Annotated in this window: 15 protein-coding genes; 10 read left to right on the top strand and 5 right to left on the bottom strand. The window is 38.0% G+C overall.

Annotation, left to right across the window (positions count from 1 at the left end):
* Positions 1-1052 precede the first annotated feature (1052 nt).
* Positions 1053-2864, bottom strand: coding sequence for a hypothetical protein (locus tag ACFS6I_RS13135; protein ID WP_380921223.1), 1812 nt, complete (start codon positions 2862-2864; stop codon positions 1053-1055).
* Positions 2865-3547: 683 nt separating this feature from the next.
* Between ACFS6I_RS13135 and ACFS6I_RS13130 the strand changes: the two genes are divergently transcribed.
* From ACFS6I_RS13130 to ACFS6I_RS13100, 7 genes are all read left to right on the top strand, one after another.
* The gene (locus ACFS6I_RS13130) at positions 3548-3940 is read left to right on the top strand and encodes a hypothetical protein (protein ID WP_380921221.1); all 393 of its coding nucleotides are present in this window, start codon (positions 3548-3550) and stop codon (positions 3938-3940) included.
* A 93-nt stretch (positions 3941-4033) separates the two neighbouring features.
* The gene (locus ACFS6I_RS13125; RefSeq protein WP_380921219.1) at positions 4034-4639 is read left to right on the top strand and encodes a hypothetical protein; all 606 of its coding nucleotides are present in this window, start codon (positions 4034-4036) and stop codon (positions 4637-4639) included.
* Positions 4640-4938: 299 nt separating this feature from the next.
* Positions 4939-5178 (top strand): hypothetical protein, encoded by a 240-nt coding sequence (locus tag ACFS6I_RS13120; RefSeq protein ID WP_380921217.1) that lies wholly within the window; start codon positions 4939-4941, stop codon positions 5176-5178.
* Positions 5179-5543: 365 nt separating this feature from the next.
* Positions 5544-5783 carry a hypothetical protein gene (locus tag ACFS6I_RS13115; RefSeq protein ID WP_380921215.1) on the top strand — a complete coding sequence of 80 codons (240 nt, stop codon included), beginning with the start codon at positions 5544-5546 and terminating at the stop codon, positions 5781-5783.
* Positions 5784-7228: 1445 nt separating this feature from the next.
* On the top strand, positions 7229-7483 hold the full coding sequence (locus tag ACFS6I_RS13110; protein ID WP_380921213.1) for a hypothetical protein: 255 nt from the start codon (positions 7229-7231) through the stop codon (positions 7481-7483).
* A 109-nt stretch (positions 7484-7592) separates the two neighbouring features.
* Positions 7593-7826, top strand: coding sequence for a hypothetical protein (locus ACFS6I_RS13105; protein ID WP_380921211.1), 234 nt, complete (start codon positions 7593-7595; stop codon positions 7824-7826).
* A 634-nt stretch (positions 7827-8460) separates the two neighbouring features.
* The gene (locus tag ACFS6I_RS13100) at positions 8461-8880 is read left to right on the top strand and encodes a MauE/DoxX family redox-associated membrane protein (RefSeq protein WP_380921209.1); all 420 of its coding nucleotides are present in this window, start codon (positions 8461-8463) and stop codon (positions 8878-8880) included.
* A 109-nt stretch (positions 8881-8989) separates the two neighbouring features.
* Here the strand turns inward: ACFS6I_RS13100 and ACFS6I_RS13095 are convergent, their stop codons facing one another.
* The gene (locus ACFS6I_RS13095; protein WP_380921207.1) at positions 8990-9214 is read right to left on the bottom strand and encodes a hypothetical protein; all 225 of its coding nucleotides are present in this window, start codon (positions 9212-9214) and stop codon (positions 8990-8992) included.
* A gap of 886 nt (positions 9215-10100) precedes the next feature.
* Here ACFS6I_RS13095 and ACFS6I_RS13090 point away from each other — a divergent pair.
* The 3 genes from ACFS6I_RS13090 (at position 10101) to ACFS6I_RS13080 (ending at position 11103) form a co-directional block, all read left to right on the top strand.
* Positions 10101-10334, top strand: a complete 234-nt coding sequence (locus ACFS6I_RS13090) for a hypothetical protein (protein WP_380921205.1) — start codon at positions 10101-10103, stop codon at positions 10332-10334.
* Between the two features lie 106 nt (positions 10335-10440).
* On the top strand, positions 10441-10722 hold the full coding sequence (locus ACFS6I_RS13085; RefSeq protein WP_380921203.1) for a hypothetical protein: 282 nt from the start codon (positions 10441-10443) through the stop codon (positions 10720-10722).
* A 141-nt stretch (positions 10723-10863) separates the two neighbouring features.
* Complete coding sequence (locus ACFS6I_RS13080) at positions 10864-11103, top strand: hypothetical protein (protein WP_380921201.1); 240 nt, start codon at positions 10864-10866, stop codon at positions 11101-11103.
* Between the two features lie 226 nt (positions 11104-11329).
* Here the strand turns inward: ACFS6I_RS13080 and ACFS6I_RS13075 are convergent, their stop codons facing one another.
* Genes ACFS6I_RS13075 through ACFS6I_RS13065 form a run of 3 tightly spaced genes read right to left on the bottom strand, consistent with a single transcriptional unit; the run spans position 11330 to position 17222 of the window.
* Entirely contained in the window at positions 11330-12091 is a 762-nt protein-coding gene (locus tag ACFS6I_RS13075; RefSeq protein WP_380921199.1) for a hypothetical protein, read from the bottom strand.
* Between the two features lie 35 nt (positions 12092-12126).
* A complete protein-coding gene (locus tag ACFS6I_RS13070; protein WP_380921197.1) occupies positions 12127-13542 on the bottom strand; it encodes a RagB/SusD family nutrient uptake outer membrane protein in 1416 nt (471 codons plus the stop codon).
* Positions 13543-13562: 20 nt separating this feature from the next.
* Positions 13563-17222, bottom strand: a complete 3660-nt coding sequence (locus ACFS6I_RS13065; protein ID WP_380921195.1) for a SusC/RagA family TonB-linked outer membrane protein — start codon at positions 17220-17222, stop codon at positions 13563-13565.
* Between the last annotated feature and the right edge of the window lie 48 nt (positions 17223-17270).

Genomic DNA, 17270 nt, shown 5'->3' with positions numbered 1-17270 from the left:
ATACATTTGATTTGAAGAGCTTTTTAAGCGATTAGACAGATCATTAACGCAAAACCAGTCTAATTATCTGACTTGATAAAATCAATCGCTTAAAAACACTCATTTGAAATAAAGTGCTTTCCGTGTACAGATTAAGTATGAATCAAGCATAGCTTAATCGTTGATAATGCATTAGCCATACTTAGCATACGCATTACGAACGCTTAAGCTATACACTAAGCCTTTTGAGCAATATGTTGCTAACAACATCCTCATCCTGAAAAAACGTTTTTTTGACAAGTGTTTGTTTTCACTTTGTTTGGACTTTCTTTTAACCTTGTCGTAAGTTTCTCCGTAACTGTACCACACTTACACCGTAGTTGCACCGTCCTTTTCGTGGCACACTTGCTCATCCCTTTCTTCACCTCTTTTTCTACTTCCACTTGACTTTTGTTCGACCGTGCTTCGACTTTTCATGCACTGTGGTCGATGAAATCCCGATGCCACGTCGAAGCCGAGTCGAAGAAACTTAGAAATTGGTGTTAATTTGGTTAGGAAAAGAATAGATTTTTTTAATCGTGGTCTGTTTGCTCCGGTCGTGGTCTGCCTATTTATTGCAGTTCATGTTAAACTTTCATGGTATTTCCTTGCTTATTTATTACCATTTCATTGTCGTTTGTCTGGCATTTCATGACCGATTCATTACCGTTTGTAGGCTTATTCTTTATTCCTTCAAGGCTTCTCCCTGCAGACTCCGTTACACCTTTCTTGCCTTTTTTGTACCCTTTTATTGCTGTTTGTGTACGGTATATTGGCGATCAGCTAGCAAAGAACTACCTAAGGTTTGCCGAGCCAGTCCATACTCAGGACAAAGCAGTCACTAAAAATAGCCACAGCTTCACCAGCATCGTATAAACAAAAGATTAAGCACCATTACTTGCCGGTGAGATATTATTTTTAGCACATTTTTAGTGGTAAAATATTTAAGAAATAGTTACTGCTTATTGCACGTACTTTTTACGGTATCAATGGACTGGCTTATACCCTTCAAATAAGTCTATACGCTCCCATCCTTACTCCTTTGGCAGTTTATAGGTATCTCCTGCTCGAATAAATGCTTTTACGCACAGCATAAAAGTTCCGCTACTCCTCTGTTCCTCCATCCTGAATCGCACTTTTAAAAGTTTGGATGCCAAATCCACGAAAACCTCTCTACTTTGATGAATACTCCATTCGAGCGCATGCATTCCATCAAGCGCAGATTCATAAACTTGCATCAGACCAAATAGCCGCTCTTGACGCAACACAAGATCTTGGTGATGAAGATCGCTATTCCCTTCTTTTATAGCCAGTAGCCACCAGCATATTTTTTCAAAACTTTGTTGTTCGACATACTGCACGTCCTTGGAAAAATGTTCAATTTCGACCAACAACATCGGAATAACATCGTTTGTGTCATAAGCGGCATCCAGAATACGGATCAGGTCGCTTTTCTTGATTTCACCATCGTCCGTTATGGTAAATTCATCTGGCAAATGTTGCATTAGCTTGTGGTATAGTTCAACAACCTCTTTGGGTTTATCTTTTTCCTGCTCACCTATAAAATACGAAAGCGGTTTCATACCAAAATGCTCTTTTATATATTCAAAAAAGATCGCCTTAGATTCTTTAGATCCATCCAGCTTAGGCAAATTCATATCCATTTTTGATAAAAAACTTTCCAACAGCTTGCTTGCCTCATCCATATTCTGGTCGCTTTTTTTAGACCATTTGTGATACATTTCTAAAGCCTCATGTGTTGGCTGGCGCAGCGCAAAAGATTGATCACAGACAAATGTAATGGCCTCAGCCACCACCTCCAAACCACTCTCATTCAAAGGATAATCTACAGATTGCTTATCTAAACATGTAGCGATTTCCAAGTATAAATCTGCCACGAGATTACTTACATCAACCATGATCGTAGCATAAGTATGTTTTATTTTATTCATGAGCATCCTGCTCGCCACTATATTTTTCTTGCGGTCAAAATAGGCAAGTTTTTCCGCATAAAATTTATCTTTCAATATTACATCCGTGTAGCACAGCATACGCTCAACAAGTTTTTGAAATTCTTCCCTATTGTAATAACTGGGGTTACGATGGTATTGAGAAGTATGGGGGGTATTATCGACAAAATAATAATCATCTGCATGTATAGCGTCATCAGGTATCGGTTCGACAGGTACAACAACACCCATACAGCGCAAGAGTAAACATTCAATGAGATGCTGAAAGCGTTCTTTGCTCACCGCATAATCCTGCAGCTCATCCAATAGCCGGTCTATCAGATCATGGATATCGCCGTCAAGCTGTGCAACAAAAAAATCTAAGTTTCCAGATACGCTTGTTTTGACTTCCATCGCCATTTCACGCAAAACGGGATATCGATCGGCCATTTCTAAAAAATGGTCTGGTCTAAAAAACAGATCCAAATGGTTGCAGAAGCCATATGGCAATTCATAGATAACCGTATCTTGATTTTGCCAAAATAACCGGGTTTGATCTGTCATCCACAGACTCCGGTTAGCGTCGCCTTCAAAACAACTATAATGATCGTTTGTCATCTGGATATGAAAAGTAACGACAGGTTCAATAGGAGTAGAAAACAGCATTTTTTCACTTTCTGAAACACAGTTTATCAGGCGCATGGATAAGTTACTACCGTAGAAAGAGAAGATGGACAAGTAACCATCTGGCAAACTCAATCTTTCTAAATCAAAAAAGATAATTTTAGGATCAATCTGTAAGTCCAAATTCTCCAGTTCTGAACGAATTTGACGTTCCTGATTTTCACTTACAACGACCTGTAGCAAGGATTGCTGTTCATTTAATTTTTGGCTCATATTTATAAAGGTTTAATACAAGGAAAAAAACAGTTGACAACAAATGTAGAACTGTTGGTGCCATACCTGCATGCAAGCAAGATGCAAAACTATTTTTTATATTTAATATTCGTTGCTAAAACGTGGTTTATTACGTATTCCATCCTTGGTCAGGTACTCTCATAAAAAGGTTCAGGTATTCATCGTTTTATGATAGCTAGAAGTGCAAGCCTACCTTGAAACAAGGATGGGCATCATTAAGCACATATGTCAAGTTAAAATTAGTGATTTATTTTCAAAATAAAATTTTTTTACTTTTAAACGAAATAAAAAACAATATTGAATGGTAAAATGTATACGCAGGCCCTCTACTTCCGAATACGTGAGTCCATTTTTCAGCATCCCATACCTCCCCTATATTTAAACAGTAAACCTTTCCGAAAAAAGGCCCCATAAAAGGCGAAGCAGCAGGGAATTTAACGTTAAAATTTTAAAAAATGATCCCTCTTTTTTTTTTGATCATCCATTTCCATTCATGCAACAGGAAGAGCACTAATTCGCCAAAATATGGCCTAAAGGCAGCAAATTCAACGATAAAAAATAATGTACAAAAAATGTACATTTTAGAAAATACCTATTTTACCCCTTGACTCGTTTCCTAAAAGTGTCGAATTTTATGCAATAAAACCTAAAAAAAAAGTATTATGAAAAAAATCCTGAACAATGCGGGAGTTGCAGCATTTCAAACCGAGTTATTTCAACTTACCCTGGCACAGCGACAAGTGTTGATCGCAGACATCCGTGCCGATTTTGCCCAATTTATGAACACCCATTTCGATTTGCATATCAATCAGATCGTGCAGATCAGCAACATGCCCACCAGCTTTAAAAACACCCTCTCCGAAGGCATCGCCACCACCTGGGAGGCGCAGCTTCATGTCAGTTTTGACAAAGAGACGGTTGCAGCAGATGATAAACCAGGTGTCAAAGACATTATTGTATCGAGCACCCCGCTCCCCACAATCAACAGCAGTACAACAAACAGCACGGTCATTTATCCCTTTATGATTTGGATCAGGTACCGTATCGCAGACTAACAGGAATAAGTATGAAGACCGTGATTATTATTGACCTAATAAACCAATTCAATACCGAATACCTCCTGGGATTCAAGTTAATATATAACCATTATGAAAGATTATAAAAACCAAGTAATTAAACAGTACATTGAAACCAAACTCACCATGACACCCGAAAGACAGGCTTTACTTTTCGAGCGTGTCGCACCCATGTGTCAGATCCAGAAAACCATCAAATACCAAGATCTCGAATCGCCCGGTTCTGCAAACGAGGGCCGTTTATGGCTCTCGACTCAGGCTATGGTGCACAGTTACTATTATAATAAAACCACAGGAGCCACTTATGGCACTCAGATCTGGAAGAAAAATGAAATTATTTTATTTGCTTCAAGCCTACTTCGCGGCGAAGATCGAACCCATTATATCCAGATGCTGGAACCCGGCATTGTGCTATCAATGAGTTACCGCGATGCGCTGACCCTGCGGGAAGAATTTCCGGAAGTATCCGCACATATCGAGCAGATCATTGTACACAATGAGCAGGCCTCACAACATCGGATCTTACTGCTCAACGAACCATCCTGTGAACGGATCGTGAAGTTTGAAGCCGAAAATTCTTTATTCTGCAACATTGCATCGGTCGGAACCAAGGCCATGCATGTCGGCTTAACCCGCCAGGGTTACACAGGACTGAAGAAAAAACTCATGGGAAGATAAAATTCAAAAAACTGTCAAAGATTTTACAAACAAACTGTAAAGTTTTTGACAGTTAAACTGACATTATTTTTAAAAATGTTTGTCTACACAAAGACAGTAAAACTGTCAATCACCTGCTAACCTCCCGATCACATTTCTATCGAACTTAGTATAACCAACGAGTTCAAGGGGAACAGCAATTCATACTCCTGTTTCAGAATGGACCATGAAATAAGCTTAAAGGAGGTTGCCGAAAATCCTATAACAGAGTAGGCATTTATTAAAGTTTAGGCTTTTTGATCTATAAAAGCAGCACGATTATGCCTTGGTATTTATATACGCCTTCACGTCGTTCCAATCCCACCAATCCCAATAACTGGACATTAGTAGGATCTGTTCCACCTTCAACGCCGGGCCCCAATTATTATTTATCAGCCTTACAGGCAAGTGATAATTTAGGTCATCCCATTATTACCAGAGCATTGCAGGGAGAGATAGCGCAGGCGCTACAGAACCGAAGAGATACGACCAATGTACTGTTGTCCCATTTCAAAAGATGATTTCATTGGAAACGGACTCTGCACATCAATAAAAATTTTAAACACCAAATACTTGCACTTTTATATCAAAATACTGTTCAAATTCAATCCCGAAGATGAGGCGTACCGAATCTAATTTTGCTGATACCGCTGCTGGAGCTTTCGGTTGTCTCATGATGTAATTACCAAAGACTTAAGAAGCGTGAATACTTCTTAAGTCTTTGGGATTGCTCATCTAGGTTGAAGATTACTTTTTGATGAGAAAACTAATGCGATACACGATCTTACAGAATCAACTATAAACCACAGGAGTATGCTGAAAATCCTCTAACAGAGTAGGCATTTATTAAAGTTTATGCTTTTTGATTGATAAAAGCGTTAAGATTATGCCTTGGTATGCATTCACTCCTGTTCCACCTTCTTGTGATCCGTGTGATCCAAATAATTATACATTAGTGGGATCTACTCCACCACCATGTCCAGCACCAAATATTTTTCTATGTGCCATACAAGCAATGGATAATATGGGGAAACCTCTTATTGTACCCTGCGCTGAGATTGCATATGCAATTTCAAATAGTATAGATACAGCAAATGTGCAATTGTCCAATGTAAGGAGATGTTAAATTATTTATAAAAATATTATCAATAGGAGTATGCCGAAAATCCTGTAATAGAGTAAGCCTCATTAAAGTTTAAGCTTTTTGATTGATAAAAGCACCACGATTATGCCTTGGTATGTATTTAATCCAATAGATTCCTTTCCACACAATCCATGTGATCCAAACAATTATGTCCTTGTAGGATCTACCCCTCCTTCTTGCCCAGGTCCAAATAATAACCTATGTGCAATACAAGCTGCAGATAATTTAGGAAAACCTAATATTACTCCAGCATTGTGTAATGAAATAGCACTGGCGCTTCTTAATCATATAGACACTGTTAATGTTCTACTGCGTTCTTAAGTATCTTTAAGAGAAATTTATAACAGCAACCACAGCATTGGCCGGAATCCTTTAACAGAGGAGGTAAAAGGATGAAGTCAAAAACAAATTAATCAATTAGTCGGCAACTGATTATATAGTTAAAAACTCTAGATGGGGATTTTGCAGAACTTTTACCCTCATGAAAGGTAACGGGTAGATCCTTCAGGTCCCCATCATTACACACGCTCTGTGTGAACAGAAAATCGTCGCACAATCGGAACTGTAGCGATAAGATCTATGTCATCAATGCTTACTTTGATGCTGCAGGCTTGCCCATTATTGATGAATCCCTGCAGGCTGCCGCCGCATTATCAGGCTGCGACAGTGCACATATTATCCTGGGCAGGAATATTATCAGCAAGGCACCAACAAAGTGTGGTACCACCTCTAAAAAAATCGAAAGGAGCCTGTCGAAAATCCCATAATAGAGTAGACCTAAAACATTTTAAAGTTTAGGCTTTTTGATCTATAAAAGCATCACGATTATGCCTTGGTATTTATATACGCCTTCACGTCGTTCCAATCCCACCAATCCCAATAACTGGACATTAGTGGGATCTGTTCCACCTTCATCGCCGGGCCCAATTATTATTTATCAGCCTTACAGGCAAGTGATAATTTAGGTCATCCCATTATTACCAGAGCATTGCAGGGAGAGATAGCGCAGGCGCTACAGAACCGAAGAGATACGACCAATGTACTGTTGTCCCATTTCAAAAGATGATTTTATTGGAAATGGACACTGCACATCGATAAAAATTTTAAACACCAAATACTTGCACTTTTATATCAAAATACTGTTCAAATTCAATCCCGAAGATGAGGCGTACCGAATCTAATTTTGCTGATACCGCTGCTGGAGCTTTCGGTTTTCTCATGATGTAATTACCAAAGACTTAAGAAGCGTGAATACTTCTTAAGTCTTTGGGATTGCTCATCCAGGTTAAAGATTACTTTTTGATGAGAAAGCTAATGCAATACACGATCTAACAGAATCAACTATAAACCACAGGAGTATGCCGAAAATCCTCTAACAGAGTAGGCATTTATTAAAGTTTATGCTTTTTGATTCATAAAAGCACTTCATGATGCCATGGTACACCTTTACACCAATATTGCCTTCTTGTGATCCTCAGGATCCAACTAATTATACCTTATTGGGAGATTTGCCACCCCAATCTTCTGAATCCAAACTTTTTTTTGCGGCCATACAAGCAGATGACAATTGCGGGCTACCCCATATCGATATGATGTTACGTATGGAAATTATAAATGCCCTAGAACTTGAGATCGACACGATCAATGTCCGATTGGATGATCGTAATAAATGTGCTAATTAGACAACTAACTAACTAACTAACTAACTAACTAACTAACTAACTAACTAACTAACTAACTAACTAACTAACTAACTAACTAACTAACTAACTAACTAACTAACTAACTTTTATGCCTTGGTATTCTTATACACCGATTACATTTCCGGGAGATCTTTGTAACCCTAATAATTACACCTTATTAACAATGCTTCCACCTTCTTGTCCGGGATTAAATAATTACTTATGTGCTATCCAAGCTTACGACAATATGGGATATCCTATTCTTACCCCTGCATTAATATGCGAGATCGCAAATGCGCTACAAAATAGAATGACAGGAATCAACGTACTCTTAAGACCTTAAAGATGAGATGTGTTACTGAAAAATCATTTATTTTATTTAAACATGAAGTTGGGTGGATCCCCTTGCTTATTAGAAATCAACCAGGATATCCCCAGTTCTGAAAGTGCTGGGGATTTTTATTTGATAAAAAAAAGTAGAACAAATCAATAAATTTACGGCACCTCTTCACTTTTTTTCTACATTTCCATAGAGCGTCTTTCAGCCAGTTCAAGATTTCAAGCTCAATAATATCATGTGGACTCGAAAAAAACAAAAGCAGAAACTTATTCCATACCAGTAAGACAACTGAAAAGTTGTTTAAGCATGTAAAATCATAAACAGATTTTTAACAAAAAATAGGGTTGAAATTTTTAAACTTTTCTGCTCGAGTTATTACTTTCTATATCCCACAATGGCTATACCAAACTAGAATACGTTTCCTTAAATTTCTCGTTAAAAAGAAATTTATTTAGAAGAAATCCCCTTATATATTGAGAAACAACAAATAGTGCAATTTATTGACAATAAAACTGTCTTTAGTTAAACATTTTTACTGATAAAATTTCAACTACAAAACTGTCAAATAGTTGATAACCCTTCCCTCACTTTTCTGGCGAAATTAGTCTTAGTTAGTTCACAGATAAAAACTACAATTATGATTGCGACTATTATTACATATGCTATTGTTCTGTTGTTTGTCCTGCTTTGGGCTTACACATCCATACCGAAGTTTTTCAAGATGAAATACTTTCACGATATACTAGGTTCACAGGCAATCCCCAAGTGGAGCGTACCGATCCTGACTTTGCTGATACCGCTGCTGGAGCTTTCGGTTGTCTTCATGTTGCTTTTCCCGGAGACCAGATTGTTAGGCCTCTACTTTTCATTCGCACTGATGTTGATTTTTACAGTCTACGTCTCCGGGATTATTTTTCAGGTCTATGAACGTTATCCCTGCCCATGCGGCGGCATGTTTAAACACATGACCTGGCGGAAACATTTAAAAGTCAACATCTGGTTAACAGGTATCGCGCTTGTGGGCGTATTAATGATGCAGTTTAATTTATTTAAATAACTAAAGTTTACGCTTTTTGATCTATAAAAGCAACCCGATTATGCCTTGGTATACATTCACCCCCTGCTGTTCAAAGGATGGAAATCCGAAGGACGAAAACCAGTACACATTATACGGCAATCATCCGCCATACTGTGAGGGCCACCTGATGGTCTGCGCCATACAAGCGATGGATCACCATAAAAAGCCCCATATCACCTGCGATCTGGAAGCCGAGATCTGCTGTGCATTGGAAAATCAAACCAGCACAACAAATGTACTGCTCAAAGGAAGCCATTGCAAAGAATGTGATTAGAAAATCATAATGTTCATAGTGTTCTAATTTTAGGTGCATGCTGTAGGCCCGGCCACTTGCCCATAAGAGTAAATGCTGGTACGGGCTTACCATCGCCTCAAAACAAGAAATGGTAGCGATAAAAAGGGGAAAGCTGAAAACCCTGTAAGCGAGTAAGCAAGAAAAGGAATTTAGGTTCATTCAAAGCAAAGCAAGATGAGAATATGGTATCTCTTTACACCCAGACAAGGTACGCGCTTGGATCCTACCGATCCCCGGCAGTACACACGGTATGTAGTCGGCAAAAAATCGCCCTCCAACCGGGACTGTTCAGACAAGATCTACGCCATCAAAGCCTGCTTTGATGCAGCCGGATTGCCCATCATTGATGAGTCGCTACAAAAAGAAATGTCAGCGGCGGTATTATCGGGATGCGACAGTGAAAACATCATTCTAAGACAGGAATATTTCCTGCAGGAGGGTACCAATAAGATTTGGTACCACCTATAAAAAAGAATAAAGGAGAACGCCGAAAATCCAAAACAGAGTAGGTAGAAAAAATTAAAGTTTATGCTTTTTGATGTATAAAAGCACCACAATTATGCCTTGGTATTCATATACTGGAGGGGACATATGTAGCCCAAACAGTTACACTCTTGTAGGGAGCACGCCCCCCTTTTGCCCTAGTCCAAATATCCATCTCTGTGCTATTCAAGCAAGTGATAATATGGGATCACCTATAATTACATTGGGTTTAGTGTGCCAGATAGCAAATGCACTTCAAACCAGCACGGAAAGTACAAATGTTCTTTTAAAGCCATAGTTATAACTATAAATGATTAGAGCAAAACTTTCTAAAAAATAAGGAGCATGTCGAAAATCCTAAACAGAGTAGACTAAAAGAAATTAAAGTTTATGCTTTTTGATGTATAAAAGCGCTACAATTATGCCTTGGTATCAATTTATTCCACCAGGAATTGGGACAGAAGATCCATCTGATCCTAATCAATATACATTAGTTGGAATGAGCCCTCCCACGTGTCTAGGAGGTTGTAAGGTTTGTGCGATACAAGCTATGGACAATATGGGGAAACCTATATTCACAATCCCGCTGTATCGAGAGATCATTCGAGCACAGCATAATGGCACAGCAAGTGCAAATGTATTACTCAAACCTTAGTAAAAAACCGATAAATGAAACTTGATTAGGGACGAAGCTGAAAATCCTGTTATAGAGTAAGCAAAACATAAAGTTTAGTCATGCTAAGCTAAATAAAGAGAATATTATGCCTTGGTTTTTATTTACACCGCCATCAGAGGGAATTAAAGATCCTGCGGAATCCAACCAATATATTAGATACAATGGCGAAAGTAAGCCAATACAACAAGGGTCTTTAGTTAAAAGTCATGTTTACGCAATCCATGCAATTAGTGATGAGAATCTGCCAGTAATTACGGATGAACTGATAAAAGAAATGTACAACGCTATTATGTTGAAAAAAGACACTGAAAATATTCTACTGCAACGCGGTAAAAATAGTATCAAAGAAATCCTGAAAAACTTATAGTCTTTCAGGTAGTCTGGCCAGACAAAAGGAGAAAGCTGAAAATCCTTGATCGAGTAAGCAAAGGGCGATGCTGAAAACCCTACAATCGAGTAAGCACAATTATAAAGTTTATGCTTTTTGATCTATAAAAGCACTAAAATTATGCCTTGGTATTCATTCACCCCCGGAGCGGCAAGCCCACAAGATCCATCAGAACCTAATCAATACACACTTGTAGGAAGCAATCCTCCCTCATGTGCCTCACCTAAAATAAAAGTATGTGCGATTCAGGCGTCTGATAACTCGGGGCACCCAATATTTACAACAAACTTATATCGTGAAATCATTCGCGCACAGCATAATCAGTTAGAAAGTACAAACGTACTGCTGAGACCTGCGTAGTGATTTGGGAAAACGTATAATTTAATGAACGGTACAAATTTATAGTGCGCCGTCAAAATCAATACCTTTGATTCTGTTGTTCTGAATAGTAGAAGATGAATTAAATTGACTGATGTCACCCTGCCCTCGAGCAGTTCAAAAGTACCTGTAGAAAAAATTCTACAGGTATTTGTTATTAACCTATTGAAAAAAAATGCTTAAATGAAATTATTCTAAAATATATAGATTAAAATAATGAATTAATAGCAACGCTATATTGATCAAAGTAAGGAACATTCGGATTCCCATACGATCCCACAATAGCAAAATCTACAGTTTTAAACCTAAAATATCTTGCATTTAATGAATATGTTAAAAGCAAACTCTGGTCTGCAGCATTTCTTATTTCAAAAACAATCTCATCTGCAATTGCACTAACAACTTTAAAATTACTAAATTTTTGATAATCAAGATCACTAACTTCATTCGTATTTTTATTTTTTATATTAATATTTATTTTTGGTCCATTATAAGACAGGTTAATAAAACGAATATTAATCATACTATCTTGAGCTGTAAGTTTCTTTCGAACATCAAGAGGAACATAGATGGGTAAATTTACCTCTTTTCGGAATAATGTATCAACCTTCGTAGCTGTACCCGTTAAATAAAGAGTATAGAAATTATTGTTTTGGAAGGTCACATGATTTCTATAAAATATTTTGGTGGTATCCGCCAACTGTACCGCCTTGACGATATTTACTCCAGAGGGAGTAAGAAAGGGAATCATAGTGAGGCGATTAAACGAGAACTGAGCATCGGGTATACTACTCCAGCTCTTATCTTGTGGAGATACACTCACCTTGATATTTCCTCCTTCAACAATACCATTGAATACCATAACTTTCGCCAATGGGACATTCTTTGGATGTAGATCATCTCGCTTGCAGGCAAACAGCAGCACTACGAATAGAAAAAGGATGCTATATTTTATATAGTATATTTTCATTTTCTTCATTTTTAATTAATGTTTGAATCACTAAACTACCTTGGATTTTGAGCCATATCGGTTAAATTGATTTCCTCTCTGGTAGGAATCAGCATTACATATCTTAGATCATCTGGTTTTAAGGGTGTATAAATCAGATTGTTCATATTGCGATGTAATGTCTTAGCAAAACGAGCATCTTGGTTTAAGCGCCTCAAATCTGTCCAACGAAGTCCTCGAAATAACAATTCTTTACGACGTTCCTCTAAAATTTGCTTCAATGCATCCTCAGCACTTGTTGCTGTCCTGTTCACATAAGGAGGTTTCATGCGCTTTGCCATAAGTGTATTCAGATCCGCCATGGCCGATCCCGTTTGACCGGCACGCGCCCGGCATTCGGCACGAATAAGATATAGCTCATTGGTCGCAAAACCAACAAACAAATTAGGGCTCTCCCTATTCGGATCAGTTCCATCATAATTCCCGATAAAAGCATGGCCTGGTTCCCCCGTATAAGGATCAAAAGACATGGTAAAAAATACGGTCTTTCTACAATCACCCGATAAATAAGAATCATACAAATCAGAATCAACCATAGCCTGATCATAGCTCAATTGTGTAAAGCCTGTTGTTGCTTGGAAGATCACCTCCGCATTAAACCTTAAAAAACGCTTAAATCCATTCGGATTTACCGTTGTGGCCGTTGCCGGATTACTTGTGACATTGTAATCTATTAAAATACTTTGCATTTTTAGACATTCATCGGCCATTTTTTCAGCATTACCGTAATCTTCCATCGCCAAATAAGTTCGTGCTAATGCAGCATATCCTGCAGCTTTAGATGGTCTTGATTTAACCGGTACATCTTTCGACAATAGCGCTACTGCTTCTGTTAAATCCTGTGTGATCCGATCATATAATTTTTTTACGGTACCTCGCGTAACGGGTTCTTTAGGGTCCGGTGTCATACGCAGTGGAATACCCAGATCAGCATTTGCAGTTTCGGCTATGTAAGGTTTACAGAACAATTGAGCCAGATTATAAAAGGCAAAGGCCCGATAAAACAAAGCTGAGCCTTTTATACTGTTATAATCACGGTCTGAGGATGAAAATTTTTCCAATACCTGCAACACCATATTCGCACTATAGATCACATTATAACCGTTTTGCCACTGCTCAACGTGCTCACCGGCCGGATTCCAAAGATAATTATCTTTATCTTCTGGTGTTTCACTAAAATATATCAAATCTCTATAGACATTATCCGAGAAAAAAAAATTATCTGCAGCAGCTTCCCCATGATCCGGATAGCCTGCATTCATACGGGCATAATCATCTAACATGGCTTGACAATCGGCTAATGTATGTGGTACAGCCATTGTAAGATCAGGCTTTTGATCCAGAAAACCTTTCTTGCAACTGCTCAGCGCAAGGAACAAAAAAGTGATAAATATAATTTTATAATATATCATAATTCATGTAATTTAATTCATTAAAAGGTAGCATTCACACCAATTGTTATTGCTTTTGGGGTCGGCGGAGCCAAAAACCGATCCGGATCTATGCCAAAGCGATTAGCTCGCCAGATAATGCCTAGATTATTGACATTACAATACAACTGCAAACTTCGAAATAATTTATTCATATTTGGAAAACGATAATCGACTCGGATATCTTCTAAACGGATATGATCCCCACTGATAACTCGCGCAGAAGATTTAGCATAAAATTCATCTCGAAGCGCATCCCCGGGAAACACCATGGAAGGTACATTTGTGATCTTCTCATCACCAGGTTTTTGCCAGCGATTCGCATACTCTGCAGTAGGCAATGTCTCCGGACTGGTCAAGCCATAGGTATTAAAAGGGCTTGGTTTTATAATTTTAAATTTAAATTTATAAAATATATTAGCAGATAAGGATATTGATTTCCAAGTAAAGGTATTGCGAAACGTACCAAAATATGCAGGAAAGATAGAACCATAGTCATCTAGATCCTTGAGCTTACTACTATTTAATATTTCCGCGTAGTTTTTTGTCAGATTGCCGTTAGTATCATATCCAAGCGGATCTCCTGTCTGTGGATCTAGACCGGCAAATTTATAAGTCCATAGGTTAAAAGGCGCATACCCTTCTCTATAAGTAGATCGGATATTTGAACCACTTGTAGGAACATACCAAAATGAATCCTCACTCATAGAAAGCAGGTATTTAGTGACAATTGTTTTTGAATAACTCAACAAGAAATCGGTTATCCACTTGAATTGTTTATATTGCACATTCACGGATTTTAGATTCATTTCTATACCCCTTGTATTTAGCGATCCACTATTATAGAACAGTTGCTGAAAACCACTGCTTATGGGAACAGGTGTTGGAGCGATCAACTGATTAGAGTTTTTATTAAACCATTCAATCGTTCCGGATAAGCGGTTATTTTTAAAGGCAAAATCCACACCCAGATTAAGGATCCCCGAACGCTCAGGCAATAAACCAGGATTAGGAGGAGAGGATACCGTAGCATAAGTACGTCCTGTAATCTCATTGGGTTTATTGACATAAACTATCGTTGGGTATGCCGAAACCGAATTATTGACATTGCCTAAATAGCCGAATGTCGCCCGAAATTTCAACAACTCTAACACATTGCGATGAAAGAATGCTTCTTCACTCAAATTCCAAGCAGTACCAAAGGACCATGTAGGTTTTATACGTTGACTCGCCTCCATACCAAAGATATTACCCGCATCATTACGCCCACTTATGGTTAAAAAATAACGCTTGCTAAAATTATAGGCTGCATTCATAAATATGCTAGTTGTTCTGTTAAAATAGGATGGCTGAATGTTTAAAACACGTTGTATCTTTTCTGAAGATAAACCATTTAAAGTAGGTAAATTGGTATCATAGGTAATGGGTGTAAAACTCATCGGGTCGGCATTATACCCCAACAAAGAGTAATAAGGTGGTCCGAAAATTCGAGCTTCGCTTCGTTCTGCACCAATTAAGGCATTGACCTGATGCTTATCTTTAAAAGTTCGATCAAAATTTAACTGACCACGCAACATATATGATACCCGATTAATGTTTTGTTGCTCAATACCATCTCCAATAGGCACTTGAAAGGTGACGGGGGTATTGATATCGTCCTCATCATATAAAGCAAACCTATTGATATAATCTCGCATATAATAGGAGTTTCTATCTACAAAACGTGTTGTGATTTCACTATTTTTACTGTATTGATAATTGATCTGGGTTGCAAAACCGAAGGGAAGTTTATACGATGCATTGAGATTAAGTAAGATTTCATGGGCATCACTTTCACTGTAATTGGTATTAATATCATTCAAGGGATAATAAGTCCAATCCAACAACCTTCCATTTCCTACAGTTTTCCGATAACCATGCTTTAGATTCGCACCAAAAAATTGCGGATTAATTACCTCAAGAGGATTTCCTTGCTCGTCGGCCAGACGAACATATGGTTGATTTGGCAAGTGCTCGATCACTCTTTGAGGGTTGCCATCAAAGATTGTTGGTGAATGGTACAGAGTATTATTATAGTAAAGATTACTATTCACCTCCAAGTTCTTGAACGGTCTTAACGTCATGGCATTGCGTAGGTTTTTACGCGTATTATAAACATTCACCTCATTTCCGACATTATGATCATAGCCTCCAGAGATATAATAACTGAATTGCCTTCCACCACCATTCAAATTCATCGAATATTGTTGCAATATACCTTTGCGATACAGATATTTGGAAATATCCTTCCGAGAATCATAATTGCGATACGCATCAATCTCGACATCAATAGCCGCACGTCCTGCAATATCGTTCTGTGGTAATGCCCTTTGTTTTGCTAAGAGATCTACTACTGGACTGACAGTTGAATAGAAATTTGCTAATGGATTATTGTATACTCCTCGATCGAAATTAACTTTTTCAATATCAATAAAATCCGAACTGCTCATGACAGGGGTATAAAATAAATTCAACCGCTCCCGAATAGTGACATTACTGTTAAACGATATGCGCATCGGCTGATCCAGCTTTCCTTTTTTAGTTGTAATTACAATAACTCCATTTGCAGAACGGGTTCCCCAGATCGAAGCAGCTGCGGCATCTTTCAATAACGTCACACTTTCTACATCATTGGGATTGAGCTGATTGATATCACCTTCATAAGGGAAGTTATCTAAAATGATTAGCGGAAATATTCCGGGTGTGCCTGCATTAAAAGTTGTAGACTTATCTAAAGTACTAATCCCCCTCATGGTAAAAGTATTTAAAGGTGTTATTTTCCTAGTGCCTGCAATGGTATTGCTACTTTCCTTCATTGGAAAATAATATTCAGTCTTGGTATCAAAAGTTGTTCCTGTTGTAACTCCTTTTAATCTACCGATCACATCGGGCCCTACATTCCGGTTGAATAATTCATTATTCACATACTCAAAGGATCCTGTTGCTCGTTCCTTGGGAATAGTGTAGTAACCCGTACTGACAACATTAGCTTCTTCCAATGTATTTTCAGACTGTCGCATAATCACGTCCAGAAAAGCTTCTACATCTGATATCTTTATCTTTCGGGTGTCATAACCCATATAGGTAATGCGAATGGTCGCATTTTTAATTACATTTTCTAGTGTAAACATACCAAAAATATCCGTTTGGGTACGCTGACTCGTTCCTTCCACAGATACCGTAGCACTTTGCAGAGGTTTTCGATTTTCATCCAGTACCTTACCTTGAACCGTACGCTGTTGTTCTGTATCATCATTCGAATATTTTTTCGAATTAATAACAACCGTTTTATCAGAGATCGTATACGTAAAAGATTGGTCTCCAAACAAATGATTTAATACCATAGAAAGTTCCTGATTTTTGGCTTCAATATTGACTTTTCGGACATCTGCCTTCAAGTCCGTCCCATAAAGAAAATCGTAATCGGTCTGCTGTTTCAATATACTAATAACCCGCTCTAGTGAAATATTCCGCTCGGAAAGGGTAACTTTTTGCCCATAGGTATCTGCATTTGCATGCAAACAACCGATAAGCAGTAAAAATGTCGTTATTTTCATAACAAGCATACTATGGGGTGAAATCCAGCGATGCCGTCCCCCTTGTTTAAAATAAAAATAATCCATACTTTTGGGTTAGTTGGGTTTAATAGGTAAATTTCAAATTGATTGCTT

Source organism: Sphingobacterium anhuiense, from assembly GCF_042686355.1.
GTDB classification, from domain to species: Bacteria; Bacteroidota; Bacteroidia; order Sphingobacteriales; family Sphingobacteriaceae; genus Sphingobacterium; species Sphingobacterium anhuiense.
The sequence above is the reverse complement of the archived record's forward strand: the minus strand, read 5'-3'. Positions and strand labels throughout refer to the sequence as shown.

What these genes read in the sequence shown, in the direction of transcription:
- ACFS6I_RS13125 (WP_380921219.1), top strand. Translation starts at nt 4,034, where the DNA reads ATGAAAGATTATAAAAACCAAGTAATTAAACAGTACATTGAAACCAAA.
- ACFS6I_RS13105 (WP_380921211.1), top strand. Translation starts at nt 7,593, where the DNA reads ATGCCTTGGTATTCTTATACACCGATTACATTTCCGGGAGATCTTTGT.
- ACFS6I_RS13120 (WP_380921217.1), top strand. Translation starts at nt 4,939, where the DNA reads ATGCCTTGGTATTTATATACGCCTTCACGTCGTTCCAATCCCACCAAT.
- ACFS6I_RS13115 (WP_380921215.1), top strand. Translation starts at nt 5,544, where the DNA reads ATGCCTTGGTATGCATTCACTCCTGTTCCACCTTCTTGTGATCCGTGT.
- ACFS6I_RS13130 (WP_380921221.1), top strand. Translation starts at nt 3,548, where the DNA reads ATGAAAAAAATCCTGAACAATGCGGGAGTTGCAGCATTTCAAACCGAG.
- ACFS6I_RS13135 (WP_380921223.1), bottom strand. Translation starts at nt 2,864, where the DNA reads ATGAGCCAAAAATTAAATGAACAGCAATCCTTGCTACAGGTCGTTGTA.
- ACFS6I_RS13070 (WP_380921197.1), bottom strand. Translation starts at nt 13,542, where the DNA reads ATGATATATTATAAAATTATATTTATCACTTTTTTGTTCCTTGCGCTG.
- ACFS6I_RS13085 (WP_380921203.1), top strand. Translation starts at nt 10,441, where the DNA reads ATGCCTTGGTTTTTATTTACACCGCCATCAGAGGGAATTAAAGATCCT.
- ACFS6I_RS13110 (WP_380921213.1), top strand. Translation starts at nt 7,229, where the DNA reads ATGATGCCATGGTACACCTTTACACCAATATTGCCTTCTTGTGATCCT.
- ACFS6I_RS13075 (WP_380921199.1), bottom strand. Translation starts at nt 12,091, where the DNA reads ATGAAAATATACTATATAAAATATAGCATCCTTTTTCTATTCGTAGTG.
- ACFS6I_RS13095 (WP_380921207.1), bottom strand. Translation starts at nt 9,214, where the DNA reads ATGCACCTAAAATTAGAACACTATGAACATTATGATTTTCTAATCACA.
- ACFS6I_RS13100 (WP_380921209.1), top strand. Translation starts at nt 8,461, where the DNA reads ATGATTGCGACTATTATTACATATGCTATTGTTCTGTTGTTTGTCCTG.
- ACFS6I_RS13080 (WP_380921201.1), top strand. Translation starts at nt 10,864, where the DNA reads ATGCCTTGGTATTCATTCACCCCCGGAGCGGCAAGCCCACAAGATCCA.
- ACFS6I_RS13090 (WP_380921205.1), top strand. Translation starts at nt 10,101, where the DNA reads ATGCCTTGGTATCAATTTATTCCACCAGGAATTGGGACAGAAGATCCA.
- ACFS6I_RS13065 (WP_380921195.1), bottom strand. Translation starts at nt 17,222, where the DNA reads ATGGATTATTTTTATTTTAAACAAGGGGGACGGCATCGCTGGATTTCA.